Below are 12,788 nucleotides of genomic sequence, written 5' to 3'. Positions count from 1 at the left end.
GGTGGACGAGGGCATACGTCCCTGCGTACGCGCCATTTAGCTGCACACTGCATCGATACGCACACGTCACGTAACATGCCGAACCGCACCTATGGTCGCTTTTCGGCCCGTCCGCCGCCGTGCGGGCCGTTGTCCCTGTCCCCGTCGAAAGGCAGGCGAGCCCCGTTTTGGCGACCGTCACAGCCGTCACCCCGCCCGTCCAGATCCCCGGCCCCCGCACGGCCTCCCCCGCGCCCACGGTCACCGACCCCGCGCTGGTCAGGCGCGCCGTGAAGGCGGCCGCGCTCGGCAACGCCATGGAGTGGTTCGACTTCGGCGTCTACAGCTACATCGCGGTGACGCTGGGCAAGGTCTTCTTCCCGTCCGGCAACCCGACCGCCCAGCTGCTCTCCACGTTCGGCGCCTTCGCCGCGGCCTTCCTGGTCCGCCCGCTCGGCGGCATGCTCTTCGGCCCGCTCGGCGACCGGGTGGGCCGCCAGAAGGTCCTCGCCGTGACCATGATCATGATGGCGGCGGGCACCTTCGCGATCGGCCTGATCCCCTCCTACGCGACGATCGGCGTCGGCGCACCGCTCCTCCTGCTGGCCGCCCGCCTGGTGCAGGGCTTCTCCACCGGCGGCGAGTACGCGGGCGCGTCCACGTTCATCGCCGAGTACGCCCCGGACAAGAAGCGCGGCTTCTTCGGCAGCTGGCTGGAGTTCGGCACGCTCGCCGGCTACATCGGCGGCGCGGGGCTGGTCACCCTGATGACCGCCCTACTCTCCTCCGACGACCTGGTCTCCTGGGGCTGGCGGATCCCGTTCCTGATCGCGGGCCCGATGGGCATCATCGGCCTCTACCTGCGGATGCGCCTGGAGGAGACCCCGGCGTTCGCGGCGGAGGTGGCGAAGGCCGAGCAGTCCCGCCCCAGGGTCCCCCTGCGCGAGATGGTCACGAGCCAGTGGCGGACGCTCGTCCTCTGCATGGCCCTGGTCCTGGTCTTCAACGTCACGGACTACATGCTGCTGTCGTACATGCCGAGCTACCTGACGAGCGAGCTGAAGTACGACGAGACGCACGGGCTGCTGGTCGTCCTGGGCGTGATGACGCTGATGATGATCGTCCAGCCGTTCGCGGGAGCGCTCACCGACCGCGTCGGCCGCCGCCCGGTGATCGCCGCGGGCTGCGCGGGCTTCCTCCTCCTCTCCGTCCCGGCGCTGCTCCTGATCCGCCAGGGCAGCCTCCTCGCGGTGGCCCTCGGCATGGGCGCCCTGGGCCTCCTCCTGGTCTGCTTCACGGCGGCGATGCCGGCGGCCCTCCCGGCCCTGTTCCCGACCCGGGTCCGCTACGGCTCCCTGTCGATCGGCTTCAACATCTCCGTGTCCCTGTTCGGCGGCACGACCCCGCTGGTGGTCACGGCCCTCATCGGGGCGACGGGCAACATGATGATGCCCGCGTACTACATGATGGCGGCGGCGGTGATCGGCGGCTTCGCGGTCTGGCGCATGACGGAGACGGCGGGCAAGCCACTGCCGGGCTCGGCGCCTTCTGTAGAAGCGTCCAGGTAGCGCGCCCAGCCCCCACCGGCCCGCAGCCGAACCCGGGGCCCCAAGCTACGGCTCCTTCGTCTCCGCCTCCAACGCCTTCCGCGTGGCCGCCCCGTAGACCCCCGACTCGTCGGTCAGGATCCCCCGCGTCAGCTGGTACGTCCGCACCGCGCTCTCGGTCTTCTGGTCGTACGTGCCGCTGGCCTCCCCCGAGTAGAGGCTCACCTGCGCCAGCCGGAGCTGGAGTTCCGTGACCTCCGCTCCGCTGTCGCCGGGGCGGAGGACCGGGGGCGTGCTGGGTTCCTGGGACGCGGACGTGCCCCCCGCCGACGTCGACGGGCTCGGCGTGGCCGAGGGGGACGCGCTCCGGGACGGGGTCGGGCTCGGTGACGAGGGGGACGGCGTGGCGGAGAGGCTCGCGCTGGCGGACGGGGACGGCACGGCCGACGCCGGGGACGACGACGCCGTCGGCGACGCGGCCGAGGGCGACCCCGGTGTCACGTCCGGCACGCTCTCCCGTACGTCCTCCGGCGCCGCCCCGTCGCGCTCCGACGTCAGCTGGGAGAAGAGGCCGCCGGCGAAACCCGCCACGGCGAGGATCGCGACGACCGCCCCGGCGATGGTCAGGACCAGGAGCCGTCGGGAGCCGCGGCGGGGTTCCTCGTCGTCGGCGCCGGGTCCGTCACCGGGCTCCCCGTCGGACGCCGCGGGCACCCGCGCCGCCGCCCGCAACGGCATGGTCGCCGGCTCGACCACCGGCATCGGCGCGGTCTCCCCGCCGTCGGCGGCCTCCGCCCGGGCATCCGCGCCCGCGCCGTCGAGGTCGATGTACGGCCGTATCCGCAGCGGGTCGAAGTCCTCCGCGGCCGCCTGTTCGGCCGTACGGGCGTCGCGCAGCGCGTCGGACGCCCGCTGGTTGCAGTCGCAGGAGGGCGTGTTGTCCGGTCCCCTGGGCGCCCCGCACTCCGGGCACCGGTGACCGTCGGTCGTATCCGTCAACGCTTCCGCCCCTCACCTCACGAACTCCACAGATTACGCGGAGCACCCTCACGTACGTTCGCGGGAACTCCTTGTTTCAGGGGCCGCGAAGAGGACTCGACGGGCCATAACGGGTGACGCCGTCCACGATGGAAGGTGGTCGCACGCACCCCGGGAGGTCTCGATGGCCCTGGACACGACGCGCACCCCGGCGAAGGACGCGGAGCGCGTACCGGGCAATGTGCTCGTTCCGATCGGCGCGCTGCTGCTCGGGCTGCTGCTGGCCGCGCTGGACCAGACGATCGTGTCGACGGCGCTGCCGACGATCGTCAGCGATCTCGGCGGCCTGGAGCACCTGTCCTGGGTGGTCACCGCCTATCTGCTGGCCTCCACCGCCGCCACCCCCCTGTGGGGCAAGCTCGGTGACCAGTACGGGCGCAAGCGGCTCTTCCAGACCGCGATCGTGATCTTCCTCGTCGGGTCGGCGCTGTGCGGGACGGCCCGGAACATGGGCGAGCTGATCGGCTTCCGCGCGCTGCAGGGGCTGGGCGGCGGCGGGCTGCTGGTGCTGTCGATGGCGATCGTCGGCGATCTCGTCCCGCCCCGGGAACGGGGGCGCTACCAGGGGCTGTTCGGTGCCGTCTTCGGCGCGAGCAGTGTGCTCGGGCCGCTGCTCGGCGGGTTGCTGACCGAGCAGCTGAGCTGGCGCTGGGTGTTCTACGTCAACCTGCCCGTCGGCGTCGTCGCGCTCGCCGTGATCGCCACCGCGCTGCGCATCCCGCGCAGGACCGCCCGCCACGTCATCGACTACCTGGGCACCTTCCTGATCGCCGCCGTCGCCACCTGTCTGGTCCTGGTGGCCTCGCTGGGCGGGACGACCTGGGCGTGGGGGTCGGCGCGGATCATCGGGGTCGCGGTCGTCGGGGTCGTGCTCGCCGTCGCCTTCGTCGCCGTCGAGCGGTGGGCCGCCGAACCCGTCCTCCCGCTGCGGCTCTTCTCCCTCCGCACCTTCACCCTCGCGGCCGTGATCAGCTTCATCGTCGGCTTCGCGATGTTCGGCGCGATGACCTATCTGCCGACCTTCCTCCAGGTCGTGCAGGGCATCTCGCCGACCATGTCCGGGGTGCACATGCTGCCGATGGTGATCGGCCTGCTGCTGTCCTCCACCCTCTCCGGCCAGATCGTCAGCCGCACCGGCCGCTGGAAGGTGTTCCCCGTCGCCGGTACCGCCGTGACGACCGTCGGCCTGCTGCTCCTGCACCGGCTCGACGAGCACAGCTCGACCGCCCGGATGAGCGTCTGCTTCTTCGTCTTCGGCCTGGGCCTCGGCCTGGTCATGCAGGTGCTGGTGCTGATCGTGCAGAACGCCGTCTCGTACGAGGACCTCGGCGTCGCCACCTCCGGCGCGACCTTCTTCCGCTCCATCGGGGCCTCCTTCGGCGTCGCCGTCTTCGGGTCCGTCTTCGCGAGCCGCCTCGCCGACAAGCTGGCCGACGCCTTCCGAGGCGTCGGTCTCCCGGCCGGCGTCACCCCGGGCGCCCTCATGGCCGACCCGCGCGGCATCGCCGCACTGCCGCCCGCGCTGCGCCCTGCGGCGCTGCACGCGTACGCCTCCTCGATCACCGACGTCTTCCTGTACGCGGCTCCGGTCGCCCTCCTCGGCTTCGTCCTGGCCTGGTTCCTCAAGGAGGACCGGCTGCGCGGCTCGGTCACCGCACCGGACGCCTCGGAGACCATCCCGCCCAACCCGGTCCAGCGGTCCTCCTACGACGAGTGCTGCCGGGCGCTGTCGCTGCTCGGCACCCGGGAGGGGCGCCGGGAGATCTACCGGAAGATCAACGAGCGGGCCGGGTACGACCTGCTGCCGGCGGCCGGCTGGCTGCTGCTGCGGATCCGCAGGTACGGCTCGGTGGAGCCGGGCGTGCTCGCGGAACGCGGCCCCGTCCCGCTGCGGGTCGTCCTGGAGGGCGCCCGCCAGCTGGAGGAGCGGCACCTGGCCGAACGCCTGGGCCTCGACCTGACGTTGACCGAACAGGGCCGTGCGGTCGCCGACCGCCTCGCCGAGGCCCGCGAGGAGTCCCTGGCCGAGCTGCTCGGCGACTGGTGGGGCCCGGACCGCCCCACCGACCTGGACCGCCTGGTACGGGAACTGACCGACGAATTGTGCGGCACGGAACGCGAACAGCCGCGGAACCCGTCGGCACGGCCGGTCAGTTGAGCAGCTCCTTGCGGAACCAGTGTTCCGCGTAGACGTCGTCGTTGTACGGCTCGGTCTCCGTGTAGCCGAGCCGCGCGTACAGGGCGCGGGCCTCCACCAGGTCGCCGCGCGTGTCCAGGACGATCCGCCGGGCCCCCAGGGCGCGGGCGGCGTCCTCGGCCGCCGCGACGAGAAGTGCGGCACCGCCCTTGCCGCGCAGCCCCTCGGACACGAAGACGCGGGTGAGTTCGGCGGTGGCCGGGTCCAGGAGCCGTACGCCCGCACAGCCGCCCGGCTCACCGTCGTACCGGGCGACGATCAACTGACCGGTGGGCGGGGTGAGTTCGGACCCTGTCCGGGCGGCCACCGCGCGCTCCAGCTCGGCCGGGTCGGTGCGGCGGCCCTCGTGGAGCAGGTACCAGCGGTCGCTGACCTCCGTGTAGTAGGCCCGCCACAGCGCGAGGGCGACGGGCGAGCCGGGTTGTTCCGTGGTGATCGTCCAGGAGGTCATGGACCGCAATCCTGCTACACCGGTGACTCCGGCCCGGCCGGCCCGGCCTGCCCCGCGTTCTCCCGGCGCTCCCGCCACTCCCGTACGACCTCCTCGACGTCGTACGGCTTCCTGCCCAGCGGGGGACCGGGCGGCGGCTTGAACATCATGTCGCGGATCTTGACGTTGACCTCGGTGATGATCCTGCGGACGATCCGCTCCGAGGGAGCCGCCCAGGCGGCCTCCAGGGCGTCCTCGGCCTCCTTGCGCAGGGCGAGGGTCGGGGGCAGGACCGCGAGGCCCTCACGGGCCATCTTCCGCTTGATCCACCACAGTTCGTCGTAGGACACGTCCAGGCCGGCGGGCAACGGCTCGCCCGCGCCTTCGAGTTGATCGAACTCACCGCGCCGCTGCGCGTCCTGGATCTGCTTGTCGACCCAGGACTCGAACGGCACCCCGGGAGGCTTTCGCTCGGTCATGACTCCATTGTGCCGGACGGGATCGCGCCGGGCGTTTTATCATGCGGCCGAGATCCACGAAGGATCTCAGGGAAGACCCAGGAACCGCGCAGGGGGAACGCACGTGCTCGAACTCACCATGGCCTCCGTATCCGGGGAGACGGGCGAGACGGCCGGAATGCTCATGGCCGACGCGCCCAGCGAGCCGGGCGCCGTGCTGCGAGTGGGCCGCGACGCTTCCGTGTGCCGACTCACCACGCCCGACGACTGGCTGTTCGTCTCCCGGGTGCACCTGGAGTTCCTGTGCGGCCCCGAGGGCGGCTGGCAGGTCAGCTGGCTGCGCGGCTCCCAGGCCGAACCGTCCTCCGAGGTGCTGCTGAAGGTCGGGGAGTACGCCCAGGCCATCACCTACGGCGGCACGGTGGCGCTGCCCCGGGGCGGCTCCGGCGAGATCGTCGTCCGGGACCGCACCGCCCCGCGCAGCGTCAACGTGGGCTTCTACCACGAGGGCTGAACACCCCCCTCGGAAGTCCCGTCGGCGCGTCTCTCAGTCGAGCACCCGCGCCAGGGCGAAGCCGTCGTAGCCCTTGCTGCCGACCGTCTGGATCGCCGTGCCGCTCAGCCTCGGGTGGGCGGCGATCAGCTCGATCGCGGCGCGGGTGCCGACCACGTCCGGCTCGGTGCTCTCGGCGTCGACGACCCGGCCGCCGCGCACCACGTTGTCGACGACGATCAGGCTGCCGGTGCGGGTGAGCTTCAGCGCCCACTCCACGTAGTGCGGGTTGTTGGCCTTGTCGGCGTCGATGAAGACCAGGTCGAAGGGGGCCGGGTTCTCGTCGGCGAGCATCGGCAGCGACTCCAGGGCGGCCCCGACCCGCACCTCGACGACCTTCTCCAGACCGGCGCGGGCGATGTTGCGGACCGCGATCTCGGCGTGCCGGGCGCTGTACTCCAGCGAGATCAGCCTGCCGTCGGCGGGCAGGGCGCGGGCCAGCCAGATGGTGCTGTAGCCGCCCAGGGTGCCGATCTCCAGGATGTTCCGGGCGTCCTGGATCTGCGCGAGGAGCTGGAGCAGCTTGCCCTGGTTGGCGGTGACGTTGGCGTGCGGGAGCTCATTGGCCTCGCTCTCCCGCAGGGCCGCCTGGAGCGCCTCGTCGTCCGGTGAGAGGTGGCTGGTGAAGTAGAAGTCGACGTCGTCCCAGAGCTGAGAGCCGCTCATGCGTCCGCTGCCTTTCGCCTATCCAGGAGCTGTCCACTGACAGCTACCTGCTTAGCACTACTGATGCGGCGGGCGCCCGGGTGATCTCCCGCCCCGGTGCCGGGCGGAACTCAGCCGATCGGCGCAGGGGGCTGCGCCGGAGGCGGCGGCTGCACGGGCGGCGGGGGCTGCACCGGCGGTGGCGGTAGGACCGGGCGGCGGGACCGTCGTACGGTGACCAGGGCCGACGCGGTGACGACCAGCAGCAGTCCGGCGCCGACCGTCGCCAGCCAGGCCGGGATGCCGGCCGCCTTGCGCAGCCGGTCCTCGTAGACCACCTGCTGGAACGCCGTGTCCGAGGACGCCCGGCGCAGCACGTGGTCGTCGGAGATCCGGGACGGGTTCGGGAACTCCTGGGCGACCACGGTCAGATACGGGGTGCCCGCGGCGAGGTCGCGGAGATCGCCGGTCGGGCGGCTGAGCCGGCCGGCGTAGACGACCCTGGGGCGTTCGCCGCCGATCGCCGCGCGCGGCTCCATACGGTGGGCGGCGAGGACGTACAGGCCCAGCGACTGCGGGGTGGCCGCGAGGTCGGAGAGCCGCATCGGATAGACCGGCCGGTCGCTGGCGAAGGCGAGGTGGAGCGGGTCGAGGGCGCCGTTCAGCGCGGTGCCCGCGGTCTCGGGGGCGAGCCTGACCGCGACGTACTCCCAGCGGTGCTCGACATACGGCTGGAGGGCGCTGTTCAGGCCGGACGGGAACGGGAAGCCGTTGCTGCGCAGCCAGCCGTCCAGGGCGCCGGAGTCGGTGGCGGTCAGCTGGGCCACGTCGAACGGGCCGAGCCGCTGGCGGTCGACCACGCCGACGCCGGCGCCGGGGGCTTGCCCCGCGCCCCGGGGCGGGCCGGGGGACGTGCCGCTGCTGCCGGTGGTGAGCGGCCAGTCGCCGTCCTCGGGCCAGAAGTGGTAGCGGGTGCGGTGCGCCGGGGCGGTGAGGGTGTGCAGCTGGTCGAAGAGGGCCGGGTCGGCGAGGGCGACGGTGGCGCGGTGCGGGACGGGCATGATCCAGGCGGCGCGGGTGGCGTCGCCGGTGACGGTCAGGCGCATCACGATCTGTTCGCGGGTGCCGTCCCAGCGCAGGACCGATTCCTCCCTGCCCACGGCGAGCTGCTGCCGGGCGTCGGGGACGAGGGCGCCGCCGGCGTGGGCGGGGGCGGCGAGCGCGCTCAGCTGGATGCCGAGCAGGGCGAGGAGGACCGTGAGTAAACGCGCGCGTCGGTGGGGTCGCCGCTGGCCGATCATGAACCGATGCCTCCGCCCTACCGTCGATCAGGACTACAGACGGTATAGCGGAGGGCGTCGTACGCAATGCCGTTCCGGACAGCTACCGTCTGTCCACCGACGGTACGGACGGGGTGGTCGCTTGGTTCGAACGGTGCAGGTGGGTGCCCCTTTTCGGGGGGCTTGGCCATTTCGGTCGACTGCGGGTGGGTGGGGGCTGGTCGCGCCCACGCGGCGGAGCCGCAAATCGATAGGGCCCCGCGCCCCTGAAGGGGCGCTGCAGTCACGTCAGCGGCACCCCCTGCCCCGGTCTCAGCCGACGTGCACCCGGATCAAGCCGCCCCCCACACCCTCCACCCGCACCTCGGTCAGATCCCGCACCGCCACGTCCGGCCCGTGCGCCCCCGCCCGGGGTCCGACGCCGACCACGCGCATCCCCGCCGCGCGCCCCGCCGCGATCCCCGCGCCGGAGTCCTCGAAGACCACGCAGTCCGCCGGGGCGACCCCCAGCTCCGCCGCGCCCTTCAGGAAGCCCTCCGGGTCCGGCTTGCTCGCGCCGACCGACTCCGCCGTGATCCGCACCGCCGGCAGCGGCAGCCCGGCGGCGGCCATCCGCGCCGTGGACAGCGCCACGTCCGCCGAGGTGACCAGGGCGTGCGGCAGCCCGGCCAGCGAGGCGAGGAAGGCCGCGGCGCCCGGGACCTCCACGACCCCGTCCATGTCGGCGGTCTCCTCGGCGAGCATCCGCTCGTTGTCCGCGAGGTTCTGCTTCATCGGCCGGTCCGGCAGCAGCACCGCCATGGACGCGTGCCCCTGGCGCCCGTGGACGACCTGCATGACCTCGTCGCCGTCCAGCCCGTGCCGCTCGGACCAGCGCCGCCAGATGCGTTCCACGACGGCGTCGGAGTTGACGAGGGTGCCGTCCATGTCGAGCAGGAGGGCGCGGGCGGGGAGAACGAGGGTGGCCATCATCGGCAGCTCCTGAACGGGCCGGGCTGAGAACAAGGCGGCCCCGCCCGCCGGTCAGGGAAAACGAGCGGGAGCCACTTTGTTTCTCTACGATACAAAGCGGAGGGCCCTCCCGCCACCCGCTTCGCCGACCGTTCACCGAGTCTTCAGCTCGCCGGGGCGAGCGGGGACGAGCGGCGGGCGAGCGGCGGGCGAGCGGGAGCGGCCCCGCTCAAACCCCGCCTCAGCCCGCGATCGCCTCCCACAGGCTCCACACGCCCAGCGCCAGCATCAGCACGGCCGCGATCTGCGTGATCAGCCGCAGCGGCACCTTCTTCATCAGCGCCTTCCCGCCGACGATGCCCAGTCCGGCCACCGCCCACAGGCCCAGCACCGCGCCCAGGCCGACGGACAGCGGGTCGTCGTAGCGGGCCGCGAGGTTCGCCGTCATGATCTGCGTGAGGTCCCCGAACTCCGCGACCAGGATGAGCATGAAGCCCGTACCGGCGACCTTCCAGAAGGACTGGTCGGCCGGCTTGCGGATCTCCTCGTCCTCCTCGCCCTTCTTCAGCAGGAGCACGGCCGCGCCGCCGAGGAACAGCACACCGGTGAGCGCGTGCACGATCTGCTGCGGGAGGAGGGTCAGCACGCTGCCGGCCGCGACGGCGAGCACGACATGCAGGAGGAAGGCCGCGGCGACACCGGCGAAGACGTACGACGCCCGGTAGCGCGTACCCAGGACGAGGCCGGCGAGCGCGGTCTTGTCGGGGAGTTCGGCGAGGAAGATGACGCCGAAGACGAGCGCCGTCACGGTGATGCTGATCAAGGGTCCTCAATCGGTCGGGGCCGCCCCACCGAGAGTGCTGTTCCTCACAACGCGGACGCCTCGGCACGGCAGCGCACAACGGTCACCCGCGCCGTACGGCACAGGCGTGCACTGCTTGCCGAAGGTCTCGCTGGCGGCCTCTCGGTCGAGGTCCGCCTCCGGGCGCCGGCTCAGACGGGCTGAGCAGTATGTCGACGGTCCGGCGAAGAGCTACTCCCCTTCAACGCCCTCCACAGTACGTGACCCTTCAACCGATCCCAAGGCCGGAAGTCCCCCCTGTGAGTCACGTCGCACATCTTGTTCTGTCATGAGCGCGTCATTAGTTTCTTACCGAACGCTCACCCATCGGCAACACGGCGGCGCGAGCATTCCCTCGCTCGCGCTCCAACACCCCACCCCCACCAGGGAGTTACCATGCCGAAGTTCTACGCGCGTCGACGACTCAGCATACTCGCGGCTCTTACCGGACTCATAGCCTCTGCCGCCCTCCTCAACTCCCCGAGCGCCTCCGCCGCCCTCCCCACCCCGGTCAGCGCGTCCACCGCCCGCACCTACCTCGCCTCGCTCACCGTGGCCACCGAGAGCCGTACCGGCTACTCCCGGGACCTGTTCCCGACCTGGATCACCATCAGCGGCACCTGCAACACCCGTGAGTACGTCATCAAGCGCGACGGCACGAACGTCGTCACCAACTCCGCCTGCACCGCCACCAGCGGCAGCTGGTACTCGCAGTACGACGGCGTCACCACCACCGACGCCAGCACCTTCGACATCGACCATGTGGTGCCGCTCGCCGAGGCCTGGGACTCCGGCGCCAGCGCGTGGACCACCGCCCAGCGCCAGGCCTTCGCCAACGACGTCACCCGCCCCCAGCTGATCGCCGTCTCGGCCAGCTCCAACCGCTCCAAGAGCGACAGCGACCCGGCCGACTGGGTGCCCACCCGCAGCGCCTACGTCTGCACCTACGTCCGCGCCTGGGTCCAGGTGAAGTACTACTACGACCTCTCGGTGGACTCCGCCGAGAAGAGCGCGCTCACCAGCTACCTCGCCAACTGCTGAGTACCGGAACCTCCCCGCTGACCTCCGTCGTTCCGTACCGTACGGGGCGACGGAGGAGGAACTTGTGGCCGGACTGCGGCTGGGGCCGCTGCTGAGGTATGCCGACGGCTCGTCGGCGACCGTCTGGGTCGAGACGAGCCGTCCGTGCACCGCCGAGGTGCGCTGCTCCGACGGCGCCCGCGGCAGCGCGCGCACCTTCCAGGTGGCGGGCCACCACTACGCCCTGGTCCCGGTCACCGGGCTGACGCCGGGGACCTCGCCGTCGTACGAGGTGGTCCTGGACGGCACCCGGGTGTGGCCGCTGCCCGACTCCCGTTTCCCGCCCTCGGTGATCCGCACCCGGGCCGACGGCGACCCCCTGCGCGTGGTCTTCGGCTCCTGCCGCTGGGCCGCGCCCCCGGCCGACGGGAATGACCCGGTCGGCCCGGACGCCCTCGACAGCCTGGCCGCGCGGCTCGCCACCGGGGGTGAACGGCCGGACGTGCTGCTGCTGTTGGGCGACCAGGTGTACGCCGACGAGACCTCGGAGGCCACCCGGCAGTGGCTCGCCGCCCGCCGCGGTCTCGCGGACCCGCCCGGCGCCGAGGTCGCGGACTACGAGGAGTACACCCGCCTCTACTACGAGTCCTGGCTCGACCCCGAGGTCCGCTGGCTGCTCTCCACCGTGCCCAGTTGCATGATCTTCGACGATCACGACGTCATCGACGACTGGAACACCTCCGCCGCCTGGCTGGCCGACCTGCGGGCCACCCCCTGGTGGCAGGAGCGGCTGCTGAGCGGGCTGATGTCGTACTGGGTGCACCAGCACCTGGGCAACCTCTCGCCGGCCGAGCTCGCCGCCGACCCGCTCTACGCGGCCGTGTGCGACTCCCCCGACGGCACGGACGAGTTGCGCGCCTTCGCCGCCGGAGCCGACGCCGACCCGTCCTCCGTGCGCTGGAGTTACCGGCGCGACTTCGGGCGGGTGCGGCTGCTGATGGTGGACACCCGGGCGGCGCGGGTGCTCGACGAGCGGAACCGCTCCATGCTCGACCCGGGCGAGGCCGAGTGGCTGCGCGAACAGGCGCTGGCCGACCGGGAGTCGTACGACCATCTCCTGGTCGGCACCTCGCTGCCCTGGCTGCTGCCGCACCTGATACACGACGTCGAGACCTGGGACGCGGCGCTGTGCCGGGGCGAACGCGGCGCCCGCTGGGCCCAGTTCGGGGAGCGGCTGCGCCGGGCGGCCGACCTGGAGCACTGGGCGGCCTTCCCGGCGTCGTTCGCCGCACTGGCCGACCTGTTCGCCCGCACCGGTTCCGGTCCCGGGGCGCCCGCGACGGTCTGCGTGCTCTCCGGGGACGTCCACCACGCGTACGTCGCCGAACCCTCGTGGCCCGCCGGAGTCCCGCTCGACTCCCGTGTGCTGCAACTCACTTGCTCGCCCGTCCACAACTCCGTGCCGTGGTCGATCAGGGTCGGCTTCCGGTTCGGCTGGAGCGCCCTGGCCCGGTTCCTCGGGCGGCGGCTGACCCGGCACGGGCGCTGTGCGCGACCGCCGGTGACATGGCGGAAGACGGGCGGGCCGTGGTTCGGCAACCAGCTCATGACGCTGACGCTGCACGGCCGTTCGGCCCGGCTGCGGCTGGAGCGGGCCCGGCGCAACGGCACCCTCGAGACCGTGGAGGAGTCCGCCCTCACCACCCCATGAGGGACAACTGGGGCGCGTGGGGCGCGCGTTGGCTTCTGTTAACCGCAACGGCATGATGAGGCGGACCGTCCGCTTCCCGATCGCCTGCTTCCCGATCTCCAGCGGCGGCCTTCCTGCCATGCGCCCCCACACGCCCGG

12 protein-coding genes are annotated in these 12,788 nt (G+C 72.2%); 5 read left to right on the top strand and 7 right to left on the bottom strand.

All coding sequences use genetic code 11. The features are described 5' to 3' along the window. Positions 1–203: 203 nt before the first annotated feature. Entirely contained in the window at positions 204–1,547 is a 1,344-nt protein-coding gene (gene proP, locus AB0D85_RS23325; protein ID WP_362323312.1) for a glycine betaine/L-proline transporter ProP, read from the top strand. Positions 1,548–1,592: 45 nt separating this feature from the next. On the opposite strand, the gene AB0D85_RS23320 is transcribed toward proP, so the two are convergent. Then, entirely contained in the window at positions 1,593–2,525 is a 933-nt protein-coding gene (locus AB0D85_RS23320) for a peptidoglycan-binding protein (RefSeq protein WP_362323135.1), read from the bottom strand. A 163-nt stretch (positions 2,526–2,688) separates the two neighbouring features. On the opposite strand from AB0D85_RS23320, the gene AB0D85_RS23315 reads away from it, so the two are divergent. Beyond that, positions 2,689–4,722: an MFS transporter gene (locus tag AB0D85_RS23315; protein WP_362323132.1), complete on the top strand. Its 2,034-nt coding sequence runs from the start codon at positions 2,689–2,691 to the stop codon at positions 4,720–4,722. On the opposite strand, the gene AB0D85_RS23310 is transcribed toward AB0D85_RS23315, so the two are convergent. Together AB0D85_RS23310 and AB0D85_RS23305 are read right to left on the bottom strand one after the other, a co-directional pair. After that, positions 4,715–5,212 carry a GNAT family N-acetyltransferase gene (locus AB0D85_RS23310; RefSeq protein ID WP_362323129.1) on the bottom strand — a complete coding sequence of 166 codons (498 nt, stop codon included), beginning with the start codon at positions 5,210–5,212 and terminating at the stop codon, positions 4,715–4,717. The two genes, AB0D85_RS23315 and AB0D85_RS23310, sit on opposite strands and share 8 nt — an antisense overlap. A 14-nt stretch (positions 5,213–5,226) precedes the next feature. Then, positions 5,227–5,670: a DUF1992 domain-containing protein gene (locus tag AB0D85_RS23305; RefSeq protein ID WP_362323126.1), complete on the bottom strand. Its 444-nt coding sequence runs from the start codon at positions 5,668–5,670 to the stop codon at positions 5,227–5,229. Between the two features lie 103 nt (positions 5,671–5,773). Between AB0D85_RS23305 and AB0D85_RS23300 the strand changes: the two genes are divergently transcribed. Continuing rightward, a complete protein-coding gene (locus AB0D85_RS23300) occupies positions 5,774–6,163 on the top strand; it encodes a hypothetical protein (RefSeq protein WP_362323123.1) in 390 nt (129 codons plus the stop codon). Positions 6,164–6,196: 33 nt separating this feature from the next. On the opposite strand, the gene AB0D85_RS23295 is transcribed toward AB0D85_RS23300, so the two are convergent. From AB0D85_RS23295 to AB0D85_RS23280, 4 genes are all read right to left on the bottom strand, one after another. Continuing rightward, entirely contained in the window at positions 6,197–6,868 is a 672-nt protein-coding gene (locus AB0D85_RS23295; RefSeq protein WP_362323120.1) for an O-methyltransferase, read from the bottom strand. A 110-nt stretch (positions 6,869–6,978) separates the two neighbouring features. Next, positions 6,979–8,148 (bottom strand): DUF2330 domain-containing protein, encoded by a 1,170-nt coding sequence (locus AB0D85_RS23290; protein WP_362323117.1) that lies wholly within the window; start codon positions 8,146–8,148, stop codon positions 6,979–6,981. A gap of 291 nt (positions 8,149–8,439) precedes the next feature. Then, the gene (locus AB0D85_RS23285) at positions 8,440–9,105 is read right to left on the bottom strand and encodes an HAD-IA family hydrolase (RefSeq protein WP_362323309.1); all 666 of its coding nucleotides are present in this window, start codon (positions 9,103–9,105) and stop codon (positions 8,440–8,442) included. Between the two features lie 214 nt (positions 9,106–9,319). Next, the gene (locus AB0D85_RS23280) at positions 9,320–9,901 is read right to left on the bottom strand and encodes a TMEM165/GDT1 family protein (protein WP_355710914.1); all 582 of its coding nucleotides are present in this window, start codon (positions 9,899–9,901) and stop codon (positions 9,320–9,322) included. Positions 9,902–10,315: 414 nt separating this feature from the next. Here AB0D85_RS23280 and AB0D85_RS23275 point away from each other — a divergent pair, with 414 nt between their 5' ends. Both AB0D85_RS23275 and AB0D85_RS23270 read left to right on the top strand, forming a co-directional pair. Then, positions 10,316–10,960, top strand: coding sequence for an HNH endonuclease family protein (locus AB0D85_RS23275; RefSeq protein WP_362323113.1), 645 nt, complete (start codon positions 10,316–10,318; stop codon positions 10,958–10,960). A 64-nt stretch (positions 10,961–11,024) separates the two neighbouring features. After that, positions 11,025–12,650, top strand: a complete 1,626-nt coding sequence (locus tag AB0D85_RS23270; RefSeq protein WP_362323110.1) for an alkaline phosphatase D family protein — start codon at positions 11,025–11,027, stop codon at positions 12,648–12,650. Positions 12,651–12,788: the final 138 nt, after the last annotated feature.

Origin of the sequence: Streptomyces sp. NPDC048277 (assembly GCF_040652235.1) — a bacterium.
Lineage (GTDB): Bacteria > Actinomycetota > Actinomycetes > Streptomycetales > Streptomycetaceae > Streptomyces.
This window is presented reverse-complemented; position numbering and strand designations above follow the sequence as displayed.